Source organism: Nostoc sp. (assembly GCF_036917465.1).
GTDB lineage: Bacteria > Cyanobacteriota > Cyanobacteriia > Cyanobacteriales > Nostocaceae > Nostoc.
On record NZ_JBALDL010000041.1, the window covers coordinates 90,741 to 105,911 of the forward strand.

Genomic DNA, 15,171 nt, shown 5'->3' on the forward strand with positions numbered 1-15,171 from the left:
AGAACTATTAATTTAGTTACTTACCCGTAACTTTTTCCAATACATTCTTTATATTTTCTTCCACAGTTCTTGCACTCTGGGAATTTTCTGGACGCTTCTGCTTATCAATATCAGCCGCTCCCTGAACTTCATTTAGTCCTTCGTTAGACTCCTTTTGAACCTTTTTTAAACCTTGTGGTGGTTCTTTCGCAGCTTGGTCAGTTTTGCTTTGAATGTCAAGCAGTTGTGTAGTACCTTCGGTAGGATCGCTTTGATAGCTATCGATTGCAAAAGCAGGAAAAGCGTTAGATAACAATAGTATGGCGCAAGTAAAGGCCACCACCAAAAAACGTACTGGGCTTAAGATAGATAAAACAGAAGCAACAATCTTCATTTGAAATCCTCAATAACAGCTTGAACAACGCAGAACTTTCAGTGAGAGAGCGGAAGCTTATACTTTAAATTTGGCAAATTTGAGCAGGAATAAAACTAGCAAGCTACGCTTCAATCTGGAAGTTCTTGTAAAACGAACCTGACAAAGAAATTGTTGTATGTATGTATTTGTATTTATGCATCGAATTAGCAAGGCATAATAGGCATATACCACCTTAATTCTGTAGCAAAACTATTACATTCAATATTGACATTATTCTCTCAAGGTTCGCTATTTCTACTTGTACTTGGAAAATGCTAAAGCCTGCATCAATCTCTAGAATGAACTTTCCTCTATCTATGGTTGTAATAAAATCAGTCTCTAGATATATCGACTTACTTAATATAGTTGTGAGATTTTAATGACTCTAGTATTTATATTCAGTTAGCTCGATTTTATCCAATTAAAGCACTTTCGGGACTATGCACTTTAGAGGATCTTTGTAAAGTATAAATTTATATGAAAATTCTGCCTTTTTAAGGTGGAAAGTAAATCTTTTCTTTAAAACTGATAAGTCTGCCTTATTACCTCTTCTATTGAACTTCCATAATGAAACATTTCTATTAATTCATGGGATCTAGTTTTTCGGTTCGCCAACAGCACTTTTAACGGTGTTAAATACTGAACATCTGGGTCATCTCCCAAAGCAACTTCAGCTGCTTGCAAGACTTTTGTCGCATTCTCAAAAATACCCTCGTTGTCAAAACCTTCTTTTGCAGAAATTTGATGTAATCCTGCATCGGGTACGGTTACTCTACCCAGTAAAGTTTCATCTAACACTAAACCTTTTAATAAAGTCAGCAAAGCTGCATAGATTAAAAAATTATCGCAACTATCACAAGCCTTAAATTCAATGCGTCCCACTTCAGCCGGAATGCGGGCAAGTTTTGTTAAGGAAGGTATGCTATCAATTAGTTCTTCCTCTTTCTGAATAAAAACTAAGGCTGCTGATCTTTTTCCGGTTCTGATAAATGTTCTTACTGATAACCCATCCCATAAACCTCCTTTATAAAAAGGGGAACTATAACTAAAAGGAACGATATAGGGACTGTAATAAGTTAACTTTTTACCAATATCAATCACAGCCTTAGTAGATAAATCTGCCACTGAAATATTTAAATCTGGCCCATAAGACACCATGTGAATATTAGCAGTTTGTTCGTCAGGATAAGCCTCTAGCTGTTTAATTTCATAATCATTTAATGGGGGTTGAGGCTCAAAAGCTGGATTGTAGGGATTAAAACTGACCAAAACTGGTGATAAACCAAAGTTAGCAGCAACCTCACGTAGCAACTGAAAACTTGCTGATAATTCTGTAATAGCGCCTTGAATATCAGAATGTATAGTTGTTCTAATTTCAATACCTTTAACATGACAGTCAATCACTTCATCTGAATTTGCAAATCTTTCAAATCCCTCAATGTACCATCTTTTCATTTTAATACCCGCATCACCTACGCGCAGTTGAGGATAGTCGCTGGGATATGTGGGTAGCTTTTCAATAATTTGATTAAAATCAGCAAATTTCGTGTGGGAAAAATCAGCAAACTTTCCTTCCTTGTTTAGGAAAGCAACTTCATGCTCAATGCCAAAGAAAAACATTATTAATACCTTAATTGCTGAGAGTTAACCTAATCCACCTAATAGATATTTCCAAAAATAAAATACGCTTTATTCAGAGCTATTAAAGAGACGTAGTACGAATATTTGAGATCCTCTAAAATTCCTTTTAAATATAAAAATTCTCAATAAATAATGGTATAAATGGATTTTACCCTAAGTTCGACTTTTGCGATTTTAAAACTTCTCTAATTTATTTTCTCTACTGTCCCTACTATCTTCCTAGTGGCTGGGTAGGGTAGCTTAGTAGTGATTGAGGAAAGCTACCAGACGTGATGTTTATGACAAGTACCGTTCAATCCCCCTACAGCAGCGAACAGATTGCCGCTTGGTTGCGTGGACTGCTTACCATTGCTTGGGCAGATGGTAATTTTGATGCCCAAGAACAGGAATTAATAACCAACATCACCAAAAATGAATTAGCTCCTAAGATTAAATGGGACTCACTAGAGGTAATTACGCCAGAGGAATTAGCCGCAGTGTTGGGTAAAGCTACACCCGCCGCAGAAAATTTCTTAAGGACAGCAGTGATGGTAGCGATCGCAGATGGCACTTATTCTCCCAGCGAAGATCAAGTCCTACATCAGTTCTGCCAAGCCTTAGAACAGCCAGAGAATTTACTAGAAGCCCTTCGCCAGACCCTAGAACACCCACAGCAACTTGCCCCTGCGATCGCCAGCCCTGGACTTACAAAGCGTCAAATTAATGCACTACACCCCCTACGTGACTGGCTGGATGGGCTAGATATCCAAGATCCAAGAGTAGCCCGCTTTTTGTGTAAAATGATTCCCTCTCAGTGTCCTTTTGAGCGAGATGTCACTCTATTTGGACGCAAGATTGTCCACATCCCGCCGATGTGTAAAATTAACCCCTTGTATGAGCAACTAGTGGGCTTACGTTTCCGCGCCCTCTCTTATCTAGCAGATAAATGCGGTGAAGATGTTTCACCATATATTTAGTTAGAGTTAGGAGTGAGGAGTAAGGAGTTATAATTTTTAACTCCTCACTCCTCACTTCTCATTATTATTTAAGTATGCAATTTATCGATCAAGCAAAAATTGAAGTTGAAGCTGGTAAGGGCGGCGATGGTATTGTCGCCTTCCGGCGAGAGAAATACGTGCCGACTGGTGGCCCCTCTGGTGGTAATGGAGGACGAGGCGGTTCAGTATTTTTCGTTGCCGACGAAAACCTACAAACCTTGCTGGACTTCAGATATAACCATCGCTTTCAGGCAGAAAAAGGAACTCGTGGTGGGCCAAGTAACTGCACTGGAGCAGGAGGAAAGGATTTAATCATCGAAGTTCCTTGTGGTACAACCATTTATGATGCTGGAACTGGCGAATTACTAGGGGATTTAATTGAGCCTCAGCAAAGTCTGCTGATTGCTCAAGGTGGTAAAGGTGGACTAGGAAATCAGCATTTTTTGAGTAACCGTAACCGCGCCCCAGAATACGCCCTCCCAGGATTACCAGGGGAAATCAAGCAGCTACGCCTAGAATTAAAACTTTTAGCAGAAGTAGGGATTATTGGCTTACCAAATGCTGGTAAATCTACTTTAATTTCATCTTTATCAGCTGCACGTCCAAAAATTGCCGACTACCCCTTTACTACCCTGATCCCCAATTTGGGTGTAGTGCGAAAACCTACTGGCGATGGTACTGTTTTCGCCGACATCCCCGGACTAATTGAGGGAGCATCTCAGGGGGCTGGATTAGGGCATGATTTCTTGCGCCATATTGAGCGCACGCGAGTGCTACTTCACTTGATTGATGCCACTAGTGATAATGTGATTGGAGATTACAACACAATTAAGGAAGAATTACAAGCCTATGGGCGGGGTTTAGCAGAACGTCCGCAAATTTTAGCACTGAATAAAATTGATGCAGTCGACCGGGAAACTGTCGATTTGGAGGCGTTAGCTATTCAACTTAATCATCTGTCCTACGCTCCGGTTTTTGTAATTTCAGCAGTTACTCGCACCGGCTTAGAGCCGATGTTACAAGAAATTTGGGGAATTCTCGACCAAATGAAGGTTCCCCAAGAAGTGGAGGCATTGAGATAATTCGTAATTCATAATTTGTAATTACTAGTTAATTGATAGTAAAGAGCAAATACAGATGATTTGAAAAACAACATCTATTGTAGGGGCAATTGATTAATTGCCTCTACAGAAAGGCTCTATTATTATCAAATAATGATTAATAAAAACCTAAAACTGTGTATTTACGTTGAGACACAATATAATTGTTTTGTAACCTTTATAAGCCTTAATAGAATAAAATTCTTAAAATTACGAATTACGAATTATATTGACTATCTTGAATCAGGGGAATCTTAATCACAAACTCAGCACCTTGTCCTGGCTGCGAAATACATTCTAAGGAACCACGATGTCTTTCTGTAATTATCTGGTAGCTAATGGCAAGTCCCATCCCTGTTCCTTTGCCGATGGGCTTTGTGGTAAAGAAGGGGTTAAATAGTTGTTTCTTCAAATCTTCTGGTATTCCCAATCCATTATCGGTAATCTTAATTGTTACCTGATTTGGCTCTTGTAGTTGAGTGCAAATGCTAATTTTCGGAATTAGGCACTGGTTATTCTCCTTGTCTCCCTCACTCCCACTCTCTACTCTCTCTTCTAAAGCATCGATCGCATTTGACAAAATATTCATGAATACTTGGTTTAGCTGCCCAGCATAACATTCAATTAGAGGTAGTTTGTCGTATTCTTTGATTATTTCAATTGTTGGACGTTGGTCATTACCTTTGAAGCGGCTTTGCAAAATCATCAAAGTACTATCGATTCCCTCATGGATATTAACAGCTTTCATTTCGGCTTCATCCAAGCGCGAAAAAGTTCGCAAGGAAAGCACAATCTCTCGAATGCGGACTGCCCCAACTTTCATCGAGTTGATTATTTGTGGCAAATCTGATTTCAAAAAGTCTAGTTCGATTCGTTCTACAAAATCCTCAATTTCTGGCATAGGTTCAGGATAATGACTTTGGTAGAGTTGCAAAAGTGAAAGTAAATCTTGAGTGTATTCCTGGGCAGGGCTAAGGTTGCCATAAATAAAATTGACTGGATTGTTGATTTCGTGTGCCACTCCTGCGACTAGTTGACCCAAGCTGGACATCTTTTCACTTTGAATTAACTGAGTCTGAGTGTGTTGAAGTTCGTGGAGTGCTTCTTTAAGTTCTTCGGCTTGCTGTCGTAGTTGCGCTTCCGACTTTAGCAAGGCTTCCTTGGCTTGTTTGCGTTCTGTGATGTCCCTAGCAACAGCTACCTGACAAAAAGGCTCTCCTGTTTCAGGATGTTTAACCATAAACAGGCTGCAATCAGTCGGAATTTCTATGCCAGTTTGAAAATGTTGATGGCGAAACTCACCTTGCCAAAAACCATGTTGAGACATCAAAGGCATAATTTGTTGGTGGAACTCTGCAAAAGCTTGTGGTGAATGAAAATCAGTCACTGACTTGGCTTTGGCTGCTTCCAGGCTACTAAGTCCCACCATCTTGAGTCCGGCAGGATTTACATAAACAACTTGCGCTTCCATTGAAGAAATGCCAATAAAGTCACTACTGTTTTCAACCAACGCTACAAATTTTTGCTGTTCCTCTTCGGCTTGTTTGCGTTCTGTGATGTCTAACACCATTGAGGCAACGCCAATTACCTGGCCATCAGGAGCTACTAACGGGTTGTTATACCACTCACAAACCATTATCCTGCCATCTTTAGTGATGTTCTCGTTGACACTAAAACTTCCTCCACGTTGTGCTAGCAGAGCGGTGAGAATCTCATTTACGTGCTTTCTGGCGTTTTGAGGTACTAGTATCTCAAAACCATTGCCCAACATTTCCTCTGTGGTGTATCCAAACATTCCTTCTGCTGCCCGATTCCATGTCTGAACTTCAAACTTCGTATTCCATTCAATAATGGCTAAAGGCGTTTGTTCAATCAGCAATACCAGTCTTTGCTGTGAAGCCCTAAGTTCTGCTTCTGCTTGCTTGTATTCGGTAATGTCCCGAAAATACCAAATTCTACCGTAATAGTCTCCTAAAAGAGATATCTCATCACAAGATCCTTGGTGTTTACGCACCGGTGCAGAATAGCGTTCAAAAATCTTTCCAGACTTCAGGAAAATTTCATCATGGCTGCTTTTTTCTGGATGCTGGTAAAGATACTCTACCTTAGTGAAAAATTCTTCTGGATTTACTAGTTTGTCTAGTACCCATTCCAGGAGTTGCCGATCGTCGTGTGTTTGGAGAACTGACGCAGGTATTTGCCATAACTGAGAGAATTTATGATTGAATGATGTCACTGTACGATTTTCATCAATAATCAGAATTCCATCGATGGAAGCTTCTTGTTGAGCTTGCAGTACAGCATTAATGCGGTGTAAATCTGACTCTGCTTGCTGGCGTAGTTCTTCTTTGACTACCTGGAGTTCTTCTAAGGTTTCTTCAAGTGCCTCAGAGGTTTGCATAAGATCGGTAATCTTGGTAACTGTGTCAGTCGCACCGAGAAATTTATCGGCTTCACGCTGTAAAATGATGTCTCGAATACTACCCACTAGAAATTTATTACCAGTCTCATCTTCAAAGCAAGACTTTTTGGTAGAGATGAGATGAGTTATACCCTGAGCATCGGTCAAAAGTTCCTGGTTCTCATTAGTAATATTTGTGGTGAAAACTAGCTCATCTTTTTTCCAAAACACATCAGCTTCTGCTTGAGGAAAAAAGTCATAGTCTGATTTGCCAATTAATTCTTCTCGGCTATGACCGACAAAATCACAGTAGGTATCGTTAAGTAATACCCAGCAATGTTGACGGTCTTTAACAAAAATGGGGTCAGAGATGGCATTGACCATCTGATGCAGAAATATCAGGGAGAAGTTTTGTTGCTGCGTGTTGTGTTTTTGTGCCGGGTTATTTAGGAATCTAGGATTGTCCATACTGGAATTTATCTCTAAAATTAAGTAATAAAGAAACCTCTCCCTGGTTTTACTAGGAAAAATCGTCTTTCTCCGAGTCGGAGAGGGATAGACTTGAATAGAAGCTCAAGCCAAGGTGAGATTTGTCGAGGGCAGGTTTATTTAGCTCTGTGCGTGTCAGGATAATTGTATTTATTATTCCCAGACTAAATAATGAGTAATGATGCAACAACCAAATCAATCTTTAATTTTGAGGGTTTTCAGGGGATTGGGGACTAGTACCGCTTCTCTACGAGACGCTGCGCGATCGCGTAATTCGTAATTCATATTGCGTAAGGGTTTTAGACATTTCATAAGGTTGGCTTATTTCCGCCGTGCTGTACTACGCGATGCCGGAGGCGGGCTACGCCAACGCACTCATCATCTGTGGTGTGGTTTTTGGAAGTTGCAGAATTTATACAAAAGCTTATAAGCCTTGCTTACTGGTAAAAAAACGGAGTTAGACTAGAATTGCAAGGTAACAATTAGAGGAAAATTATGATGAGCGATCGCGACTATACATTAATCATTGACAAAAGTGGTAGTATGTCCACACCCGACCAAGTGGGTGGTAGAAGTAGATGGGAGATCGCTCAAGAGTCTACACTCGCCTTGGCTAGAAAGGCTGAACAGTTTGACCCTGATGGCATCACTGTTTATGTGTTTTCCGGTAGATTTAAACGCTACGATGATGTCACCTCAGCCAAGGTTGCACAGATATTTCTTGAAAATGACCCGGCTGGAACGACAAACTTAGCAGGTGTACTTCAGGATGCACTCAATAACTACTTTCAACGCAAAGCAGCCGGTAAAAGTAAGCCCAACGGAGAGACAATTTTAGTTATTACCGATGGCGAACCAGACGATCGCAAAGCTGTATTTGAAGTCATCATTCATGCTACTCGCCAAATGGAGCGTGATGAAGAATTAGGAATTTCCATCGTTCAAGTAGGTTCAGATGCCCAAGCCACTAAGTTCCTCAAAGCTTTGGACGATCAGTTGCTAAGTGTTGGCGCTAAATTTGATATTTGCGACACGGTTACTTTAGACGACTTAGAAGAAATGAGCCTTGTAGATGTATTGACAAACGCAATAACTGACTAATGGGTTAATTGCCCATAGTTCGCTAAATCTTGACTATTAACTGGAGAATTGAATAATGCTAGAAAATCGTGACTATACCTTAATTATCGACAAAAGCGGCAGCATGGCAACCCAAGATCAAAAAGGTGGTAGAAGTAGATGGTTTGCAGCACAAGAATCTACTTTAGCTTTAGCTAGCAAATGTGAGCAATTTGACCCCGATGGCATTACTATCTACGTATTCTCTGGTAAATTTAAGCGATACGAAAATGTTACATCCAGCATAGTACCGCAAATTTTCCGAGAAAATGACCCCTCTGGTACAACCGACTTAGCAGGTGTGTTGAAACACGCAACTGATGATTATTTACAACGCAAAGCGGCCGGTCAAACAAAGCCAAATGGTGAAACAATTTTAGTGGTTACTGATGGTGAACCGGACGATCGCAAAGCAGTCATGAAGGTAATTATTGAAGCTTCTCGCCGCATCGATCGAGATGAAGAATTAGCTATTTCCTTCATTCAAGTCGGCACAGATGTACAAGCTACTCGCTTTCTAAAAGTTTTAGATGATGAACTTCAAAGTGCTGGTGCTAAGTTTGATATCTGTGACACCATTACTATGGAAGATATGGAAGATATGAGTTTATCAGAAGTGCTACTCAATGCCATTAATGACTAGCTATACCATTTAGAGGAATTGCAAAAATGGATTCCATTGATAAGCTGTTAGCTGAACTCCAAAGTGAATATAAAGAAGTGCAACCAAAACAGCAGCAGTCAAAATCAACCACGGCTAAATCGTTCATTCCATCATCGCCAAAGCCGGCATCTTTCATGGATAACCTTTTGGCAGAAATTAAGGCTGATTTTGCAGAAGAGGATGCTGCTATTGAGTTAAAAAAACAGCAAGAATTAGAACAAGAACGAATTTGCCAAGAAAAACTCAAAGCCAAACAATTAGAGGCTTTGAAAGTGCAGGCAAAAGAATGGTTAGCCAAAGTAGATCCGCTTTCTTCTGAAGGACTTTGGTTTGAGAGGTTTGCTGAAAGTTACTCTTCTAAATTAGAGGCAGCGATTGAATATTTAAGAAACAACGAATAAATTCAAAATAAAGACACATTTTAATGCAATTTACCTGTAATCAGTATTGATGGTGATTTGTTAAAGCTAAATGTTCAACAGCCCATTCATGCATAGCATAGAGAATTGGTTGCAAAGTTTCTCCTAAAGGGGTTAGTGAATATTCTACCTTTGGTGGAATTTGGGGATAAACTTCTCGATGAATAATGCTATCTTGCTCCATTTCTCTAAGTTGTTGGGTTAGCATCTTTTGCGTCACTCCAGGTAAAGCCCGTTGCAACTCACCAAAACGTTTTACGCCAGTCATTAATTCTCTAATAATCAAAACTTTCCAGCGTCCGCCAATTACCTTTAGGGTAGTTTCTACTTCACAAGTCAGCCTGAGATTGTTTTCTGCTTCAGCTTTCATAGTCAGTTTTTAAGAAGTATCTTACTTAGGTTTGCTGAATAGTACCGCTAATTACCTTTTACTTTTCAAGCCAGATGTTGAATGTTCTCGATTTCTTTAACAAACGATACTTGTAATTACGTAGCTATCAACTCAGAATCGATTTCTGACGGCGCACTATCTTGGACTAGCGATCGCGTTTCACCGTTACGCTGGAGGATACCGCCAACCATTGCTAACACGGCGTTTACTTTGCGGGTTCGCCACATATCTACAAGTTTTTCCACTTTGGCAGCAGGCATCCGTCGCATCATTGCTTCGTAGAGATAAGCAGCATGTCCAGTTTCATCTTGAGCAATATTTAGCATTCCTAACTTCAAGTTCCGACTGGTTGCGTCGTTATCAGGTAATACTTTCGCCATTCGCGCAAAGTCTTTACTAGCATCTAACTCAAGAATGTATGTGCTAGCCATAAATATATCCCAGTCAATGACAGCCGGTTTTAGCTGTTCTTGGGTGTAGCCTTCAAAGAATGCTGCGAAAAAGGGACTACGCTGCTGTTGTGATTTATTTGTGGTTGTAGTTTGGGGTTGGCGCTTAAAATCGATAACTTGTTTATTCAACTGTTGTAGAGCGTGGGCAAAAATTTTACCATGCCTAGTTTCATCGGATGCATGTTTTGCTAGTTTTTCGGCTAGCCATGTATCGCCTTCGGCTGCGGCGCGATCGCTAAGTGTAGATAAAAACGGCACAGAACCAGATTCAGCGAAATAAAACCCCGCAAGGATGTTGGGACGGGTTTTTAAATCACGAATTTGAGCAGCAGAGTAATAGGCAAAAGCACCTGAACCAGCTAGATGCAGAATGTGAGTTAAGAAATTCATCAGAAATTGCCACTGCTAATTGGAAGGTTACAATTCTTATACTAAACCGTATTTTCTATTGGGTTGCCACGAGGGGGCAGGGGGAATTTTGGAAGTTGCTAAATCATCCAGCAAATATCCAACGCCCCGTTTTTAATTTTCAATTGCTTGTGGCAGTATGTCAAAGGTTAACAAATATATTTGGTCATTTTGCTAATATCATCCCACAGAGGTAATGCAGGTGAGTTTGGATGGAGAAATTAACTAAACCAGTGCGATTTTGGCTTTGTGCAACTATCATGATTTTGGGTCTGATCGGCTGCGATCGCTTTACTGGTAATTCTGGAGAACCGGTTGAGCGAGTCAGTGATGGCGATACTATAGTAGTTAAAGATACCAATGGCAAAAACTTTAGCGTGCGCTTTGCTTGTGTAGATGCGCCAGAAATCGCTCATACCAACAAAGAAAAGCAGAGTAAACGCACTAGCGATCGCAATCAATTTACTTGGGGTGCGAAAGCCCAAGAACGGGTACAACAACTAGTGCAACAAGGAGGCGATCGCGTGACTTTGAATATCACAGATAGCGATCGCTATGGACGCAAAATTGCCGAAGTTCGTTTACAAAATGGCACTTTTGTGCAGCAGGTATTGTTACAAGAAGGATTGGCAAAAGTGTATCGTCCTTATTTAAATAAGTGTCCTAGCAAAGACTTAGTTCAACAAGCTGAAGCCCAAGCCAAGGAACAACGCCTTGGTATTTGGAGTGACACTAAATTTGTCAATCCTTGGGAATATCGCACTTTATCAAAGAAATAAAAACTCTAGTTTTTTCTAATTTAATACACTACATTTTCTGGCATTGCATATTTGCGGGATAATTTAACAACTCCCAAAATTCTCTCTGCCTCCTTTACTCATCTTTCCAAGTTTGCAGTTGCAAATAAACTAATACCAGCGTCACTGCTAGTAATACCGTTGCTGCTGCTGCTGCATAACCAAAATCGAATTGACCAAAAGCCTCTTGATAAATGTAGTAAACCAGCAAATTAGTCGAATTCAGTGGCCCACCGCCAGTCATCACAAAAACTTGCTCAAAACTCCGCAACGTAAAAATCGCGGTGGTGATGATTGCAAATATCACAGTAGGGCGCAATCCAGGCAGAGTAATATACCAAAATTGTTGCCAAGCATTTGCTCCATCTAAATCTGCTGCTTCATAACGACTGGGAGGAATTGCTTGCAACCCTGCTAAAAAAACTACCATATTGAAACCCAGTTGTTTCCAAATACTCATTAAAATAATTACTGGCATTGCCCAAAATGTATCTCCTAGCCAGGGTATATCTGGAATGCCAAAAAAATTTAAAAGTCCGTTAACTGGCCCTGGTGTTTGAAACAGCCAGCGAAATCCTAAACCGGCTGCTACAAGTGAAATAATCGAAGGCAGGAAATAAGCACTCCGTAGGATGCCCCGCAAGGGAATGGAGCGGTTTAATAGGACTGCCAATGCCAAGGAAATAACTAAACTGGGAATAATCGTGGCAACAGTAAAATAAAAGGTATTACCCAAAACTTGCCAGAAGTCGGGATCTAGTAGCAAGCGCCAATAATTTTTTAAGCCTATCCAATAAGTACCTTTTAAGGTGAAACTACCAGCAGTAAAGCTGAGGTAAAACAAATAAGCGATCGGCCAAATGATAAAAACGCCTAGTAAAATTAGTGCTGGTGTAAGAAAAGTCCAGGCGGCTAATGTATCATTATCCAACCACGACTTAGTACTATATATTTTTTTTTGCATTTATAATTTTCCCTCTTAGCTGTTTACGATCCTCCGCCCTGATTTTACCCTTAGCTTGGTTTCTCCCGGCATTTGCGTAGTTTACAGCCGTAGGCGAGCGATCGCTTGGGTAAACTCTTTCTTTATTCTTCAGAAAAGATTTGATCAAATAAAGATCGCTTAACTCTAAACTCAATTTAAATAATCTTTTGGTAAAAACTATCTAGGCTCTCAATGCTAATTTTGCCATCTTTGCTTATCTTTTTGATAACGGCTAATGTTCCTTTGATACTCAAACCAAGTCTTTTAGCTTCTCTTCTAGCTGTCGAGTCGTCTAACAAAACATAATCTGCATTCAACTCAATCCCTAAAGCGATCGCTTCCGATTCTCCTTTACCCAATCGTTGATTTAAGCTGTTGAGTAGGGTTATAAGGCTAGATGTGCGAACTTGAAGTCTACGAGTGTTGATTAGCGTTTGAATGGTTTGGCTAGCTGGATCTGACTTAGCACTAATTTCCTCAGCAACAGATTGAGGAATGTAAAAATCATCAGGATATTCGATAAATTGATTCAGGTAGCTTAGTTTAGCCAGAAAAATCAGTGGTGATGAATTGAGAACAATTTGCATTCATTTACCAGTTTTTTTCTACAGCAACATCTTCTTCAGAAAGGTAAGAAAATTCAATCCCCATAAGGTCTAAAATTTTGAGGAATTCTGCTGGTTCCAGTTGCAGAACTTCTGCGGCTTTTTGAAGACTGATTAGTTTAGCAAGTAAAGCACCAAGTAAAAAGAGAAAATTTTCTTTCTGCTCGATGCTGTGGAATAGCTGAACTTCTAAGGCGATCGCTTGGGTAAGCTCTTGGTTCATAATTATTTCTAGTTTGGTCTTTACTTAAACATCGCTATTTTTCTGCAAACTCAAACCAATTCCAGATGCAATTTTAACGCCGCATCAATTAGTACCATCATCTCTTCATTTAAACTACCTAATACTTCACCAGTAATTCGTTGCTTAGAGATTGTTCGCACTTGCTGCGCTTGTACTTTAGAAGGCTTTGTTAAACCACTAATCTCTGGATTAAGCAAAACTTCAAAGGGATAAACACGATTAACATTAGAAGTAAGCGGTAAAATTGTCACGGTTGTAGCAGCAATATTACTTATATTATTACTGACAATTAGCACGGGGCGACGTTTACCCATTTCTGAACCCATCACCGGACTAAGATTTGCGTAATAAATATCACCACGTTTCATCTGTTAAACCATCTGCCACTGTCACATCCCAATCGTTATCAACTTCAGCAGATGCTTCTCGGTAAGCTGCCTCTAATTCTCGGTTTCGCAGCAATTTTAATGCTTCTTCAATTACTTGAGAACGAGATTTACATCCTTTATTTCGCTTGTAGTTTTCGACAAACTCCACTAAAGATGGTGACAAGGAAATAGAGAGTTTTTCTACATTCATATTCCTACCAATTAGTAGCAAAAATAATTCTTACTAATATTCTAGCTTACTAAAGCGATCGCTTGGGTAAGCTCTTGGTTCATAATTATCTCTAGTTGGAGTCTTTACTTAAACCTAATCCTAATTTGAGCCAATCTGTTTTTTGAAAAAAATTAGATCGTTCCGCTACCCTCAAAATGTAATTGCTGCTGGGTTTGCCGTAAGCGATCGCGGCTGGCCATACTCAAAGGAAACTCCTGTCGCAGTGCCGTTGTAAACGCTTGCTGATATGTTTGCAGGTTTTGCCGATGTGTCTTAAACTGTGCAGTCACTAATGCTTCAATCGGCATCGTGTCCTCATTCCGCAGCCCCAAAATTTGTTGGAGATTTTGCAGATCGTGGCGATCGCTATCTGTAATCGTCTCGTCCCGTTCAAGTAGCTCGGTGAACACTTGCTGATACTGCTGGAGTTTTTCGCCAAAGTCCTTGCGGTACGGTTCTAACACCCCATCTTCGATCGCCTTAGCTTCAGTTGTCTCCAATCCCAAGCGAGTTTTCAATACATCTAATGTACGACGACCAACAAAGGAAATTTCGCCTCGATGAATAAATCGCGCTACCTCCTTACGGTATCGCTGTCTCGGATCACCCTGAGCCACCTTTGTCAGTCGAATTTTAAAGCCTTCTCGAATTGCATAGATTTCCGGCTTCATCGCAGGCTGAACTTTTCGTACCTTTTGACTAGCGTATTCATGGAGTTCATCGATGGAGATAAACTCATCGCGATCGGGATCGGCTTCTCCTGACTTAATACCTTCAACCAAAAAACGAGTGTAAATTGATAAATCTTGCCCCTTTTCTTCAAAGGAATATTGAGTTGAAGTAGAAGAAGTCAATACGGCTCGTCCTTCACCGCCCAGTTGCTCGCGGATGTCAATTGTGCCGACATCTTTGGCAGACATTCCCTCAGCAAACGCGCCACTAAAGCAGCTATCTAGGATAACCACCTGCCGCCGGGAGCGGCTTTCGCTCATGCGATGCGATCGTGAATGAAGTTGGCAGACACCGACGTTGAGCGAATCAATTCGCCCTGCTGCGTTTTACTGGTGTTGCGAGTCGCCAGATACAGCCTGCCGCGATCGTCTTTAATGCCATGTCCCGAAAAGTACAGCAGCAGCAAATCATCTTATAAAAATTAGAAACCTGTGTTGTAATTAGTTTTTATAAATCTAGGCGTAGGTTGGGTTGAGGAACGAAACCCAACACCAATAATCTTTGATTTTGTTGGGTTTCACTTTGTTCAACCCAACCTACAAATATTTTATTTTTTCAGAGTAATAAAAGAGCGTTAGATGTAATTCACTTTCCAAGGGCGGTTCGTCACTATATAAGTCTCCTGGAGGAAATATTACATCTTTTGGGAGTTCAAAATCTTGAGCGGCGGACATGACTGCAAGTTTTGGGGTGACATTAAGTTTAAGGTAGCAGTTACGGATGGTGTTGCCTGCGATGTCTGGCAACAGCTTA

17 protein-coding genes and 1 pseudogene are annotated in these 15,171 nt (G+C 40.4%); 6 read left to right on the top strand and 12 right to left on the bottom strand.

Translation table 11 applies throughout. The features are described 5' to 3' along the window. Positions 1 to 16: 16 nt before the first annotated feature. Together V7K38_RS08245 and V7K38_RS08250 are read right to left on the bottom strand one after the other, a co-directional pair. Positions 17 to 373 carry a hypothetical protein gene (locus V7K38_RS08245; RefSeq protein WP_334856918.1) on the bottom strand — a complete coding sequence of 119 codons (357 nt, stop codon included), beginning with the start codon at positions 371 to 373 and terminating at the stop codon, positions 17 to 19. 540 nt (positions 374 to 913) lie between these two features. Beyond that, positions 914 to 2,014 (bottom strand): glutamate--cysteine ligase, encoded by a 1,101-nt coding sequence (locus V7K38_RS08250; protein WP_334856920.1) that lies wholly within the window; start codon positions 2,012 to 2,014, stop codon positions 914 to 916. A gap of 299 nt (positions 2,015 to 2,313) precedes the next feature. Between V7K38_RS08250 and V7K38_RS08255 the strand changes: the two genes are divergently transcribed. Further along, positions 2,314 to 2,991, top strand: a complete 678-nt coding sequence (locus V7K38_RS08255) for a Mo-dependent nitrogenase C-terminal domain-containing protein (RefSeq protein ID WP_334856921.1) — start codon at positions 2,314 to 2,316, stop codon at positions 2,989 to 2,991. 74 nt (positions 2,992 to 3,065) lie between these two features. Beyond that, positions 3,066 to 4,094 (top strand): GTPase ObgE, encoded by a 1,029-nt coding sequence (gene obgE, locus V7K38_RS08260; protein WP_334856923.1) that lies wholly within the window; start codon positions 3,066 to 3,068, stop codon positions 4,092 to 4,094. A 235-nt stretch (positions 4,095 to 4,329) separates the two neighbouring features. Here obgE and V7K38_RS08265 read toward each other — a convergent pair whose 3' ends face one another. Continuing rightward, entirely contained in the window at positions 4,330 to 6,981 is a 2,652-nt protein-coding gene (locus tag V7K38_RS08265) for a PAS domain S-box protein (protein ID WP_334856924.1), read from the bottom strand. Positions 6,982 to 7,497: 516 nt separating this feature from the next. On the opposite strand from V7K38_RS08265, the gene V7K38_RS08270 reads away from it, so the two are divergent. Genes V7K38_RS08270 through V7K38_RS08280 form a run of 3 tightly spaced genes read left to right on the top strand, consistent with a single transcriptional unit; the run spans position 7,498 to position 9,186 of the window. Beyond that, positions 7,498 to 8,103: a vWA domain-containing protein gene (locus V7K38_RS08270; RefSeq protein WP_334856925.1), complete on the top strand. Its 606-nt coding sequence runs from the start codon at positions 7,498 to 7,500 to the stop codon at positions 8,101 to 8,103. 55 nt (positions 8,104 to 8,158) lie between these two features. Further along, positions 8,159 to 8,764 (top strand): vWA domain-containing protein, encoded by a 606-nt coding sequence (locus V7K38_RS08275; protein WP_334856926.1) that lies wholly within the window; start codon positions 8,159 to 8,161, stop codon positions 8,762 to 8,764. Positions 8,765 to 8,790: 26 nt separating this feature from the next. Beyond that, positions 8,791 to 9,186: a salt stress protein, Slr1339 family gene (locus V7K38_RS08280; RefSeq protein WP_334856927.1), complete on the top strand. Its 396-nt coding sequence runs from the start codon at positions 8,791 to 8,793 to the stop codon at positions 9,184 to 9,186. A gap of 40 nt (positions 9,187 to 9,226) precedes the next feature. Here V7K38_RS08280 and V7K38_RS08285 read toward each other — a convergent pair whose 3' ends face one another. Together V7K38_RS08285 and V7K38_RS08290 are read right to left on the bottom strand one after the other, a co-directional pair. Then, complete coding sequence (locus V7K38_RS08285; protein WP_334856929.1) at positions 9,227 to 9,574, bottom strand: winged helix-turn-helix transcriptional regulator; 348 nt, start codon at positions 9,572 to 9,574, stop codon at positions 9,227 to 9,229. Between the two features lie 116 nt (positions 9,575 to 9,690). Then, positions 9,691 to 10,437 (bottom strand): ferritin-like domain-containing protein, encoded by a 747-nt coding sequence (locus V7K38_RS08290; RefSeq protein ID WP_334856930.1) that lies wholly within the window; start codon positions 10,435 to 10,437, stop codon positions 9,691 to 9,693. 230 nt (positions 10,438 to 10,667) lie between these two features. Here V7K38_RS08290 and V7K38_RS08295 point away from each other — a divergent pair, with 230 nt between their 5' ends. After that, positions 10,668 to 11,234 carry a thermonuclease family protein gene (locus V7K38_RS08295; protein ID WP_334856932.1) on the top strand — a complete coding sequence of 189 codons (567 nt, stop codon included), beginning with the start codon at positions 10,668 to 10,670 and terminating at the stop codon, positions 11,232 to 11,234. A 94-nt stretch (positions 11,235 to 11,328) separates the two neighbouring features. On the opposite strand, the gene V7K38_RS08300 is transcribed toward V7K38_RS08295, so the two are convergent. The 7 genes and pseudogenes from V7K38_RS08300 to V7K38_RS08330 form a co-directional block, all read right to left on the bottom strand. Further along, a complete protein-coding gene (locus tag V7K38_RS08300; protein WP_334856934.1) occupies positions 11,329 to 12,216 on the bottom strand; it encodes a carbohydrate ABC transporter permease in 888 nt (295 codons plus the stop codon). A 176-nt stretch (positions 12,217 to 12,392) separates the two neighbouring features. After that, positions 12,393 to 12,824: a DUF3368 domain-containing protein gene (locus V7K38_RS08305; RefSeq protein ID WP_334856936.1), complete on the bottom strand. Its 432-nt coding sequence runs from the start codon at positions 12,822 to 12,824 to the stop codon at positions 12,393 to 12,395. 4 nt (positions 12,825 to 12,828) lie between these two features. Next, complete coding sequence (locus V7K38_RS08310; RefSeq protein WP_334856937.1) at positions 12,829 to 13,065, bottom strand: hypothetical protein; 237 nt, start codon at positions 13,063 to 13,065, stop codon at positions 12,829 to 12,831. 50 nt (positions 13,066 to 13,115) lie between these two features. Then, positions 13,116 to 13,454: a type II toxin-antitoxin system PemK/MazF family toxin gene (locus V7K38_RS08315; RefSeq protein WP_334856939.1), complete on the bottom strand. Its 339-nt coding sequence runs from the start codon at positions 13,452 to 13,454 to the stop codon at positions 13,116 to 13,118. Then, positions 13,441 to 13,665 (bottom strand): ribbon-helix-helix domain-containing protein, encoded by a 225-nt coding sequence (locus V7K38_RS08320; RefSeq protein ID WP_334856940.1) that lies wholly within the window; start codon positions 13,663 to 13,665, stop codon positions 13,441 to 13,443. The genes V7K38_RS08315 and V7K38_RS08320 overlap by 14 nt, the downstream gene beginning before the upstream one ends. Positions 13,666 to 13,817: 152 nt before the next feature. After that, positions 13,818 to 14,678, bottom strand: a complete 861-nt coding sequence (locus V7K38_RS08325) for a caspase family protein (RefSeq protein ID WP_334856942.1) — start codon at positions 14,676 to 14,678, stop codon at positions 13,818 to 13,820. Positions 14,679 to 14,993: 315 nt separating this feature from the next. Then, a pseudogene (locus tag V7K38_RS08330) lies at positions 14,994 to 15,092 on the bottom strand (Uma2 family endonuclease); the annotation flags it as partial. Between the last annotated feature and the right edge of the window lie 79 nt (positions 15,093 to 15,171).

Coding starts and splice junctions, on each gene's coding strand:
- V7K38_RS08320 (WP_334856940.1), bottom strand. CDS start 13,665: ATGAATGTAGAAAAACTCTCTATTTCCTTGTCACCATCTTTAGTGGAG.
- V7K38_RS08310 (WP_334856937.1), bottom strand. CDS start 13,065: ATGAACCAAGAGCTTACCCAAGCGATCGCCTTAGAAGTTCAGCTATTC.
- V7K38_RS08315 (WP_334856939.1), bottom strand. CDS start 13,454: ATGAAACGTGGTGATATTTATTACGCAAATCTTAGTCCGGTGATGGGT.
- V7K38_RS08295 (WP_334856932.1), top strand. CDS start 10,668: ATGGAGAAATTAACTAAACCAGTGCGATTTTGGCTTTGTGCAACTATC.
- V7K38_RS08265 (WP_334856924.1), bottom strand. CDS start 6,981: ATGGACAATCCTAGATTCCTAAATAACCCGGCACAAAAACACAACACG.
- V7K38_RS08245 (WP_334856918.1), bottom strand. CDS start 373: ATGAAGATTGTTGCTTCTGTTTTATCTATCTTAAGCCCAGTACGTTTT.
- V7K38_RS08290 (WP_334856930.1), bottom strand. CDS start 10,437: ATGAATTTCTTAACTCACATTCTGCATCTAGCTGGTTCAGGTGCTTTT.
- V7K38_RS08285 (WP_334856929.1), bottom strand. CDS start 9,574: ATGAAAGCTGAAGCAGAAAACAATCTCAGGCTGACTTGTGAAGTAGAA.
- V7K38_RS08250 (WP_334856920.1), bottom strand. CDS start 2,014: ATGTTTTTCTTTGGCATTGAGCATGAAGTTGCTTTCCTAAACAAGGAA.
- V7K38_RS08255 (WP_334856921.1), top strand. CDS start 2,314: ATGACAAGTACCGTTCAATCCCCCTACAGCAGCGAACAGATTGCCGCT.
- V7K38_RS08280 (WP_334856927.1), top strand. CDS start 8,791: ATGGATTCCATTGATAAGCTGTTAGCTGAACTCCAAAGTGAATATAAA.
- V7K38_RS08275 (WP_334856926.1), top strand. CDS start 8,159: ATGCTAGAAAATCGTGACTATACCTTAATTATCGACAAAAGCGGCAGC.
- obgE (WP_334856923.1), top strand. CDS start 3,066: ATGCAATTTATCGATCAAGCAAAAATTGAAGTTGAAGCTGGTAAGGGC.
- V7K38_RS08325 (WP_334856942.1), bottom strand. CDS start 14,678: ATGAGCGAAAGCCGCTCCCGGCGGCAGGTGGTTATCCTAGATAGCTGC.
- V7K38_RS08305 (WP_334856936.1), bottom strand. CDS start 12,824: ATGCAAATTGTTCTCAATTCATCACCACTGATTTTTCTGGCTAAACTA.
- V7K38_RS08300 (WP_334856934.1), bottom strand. CDS start 12,216: ATGCAAAAAAAAATATATAGTACTAAGTCGTGGTTGGATAATGATACA.
- V7K38_RS08270 (WP_334856925.1), top strand. CDS start 7,498: ATGATGAGCGATCGCGACTATACATTAATCATTGACAAAAGTGGTAGT.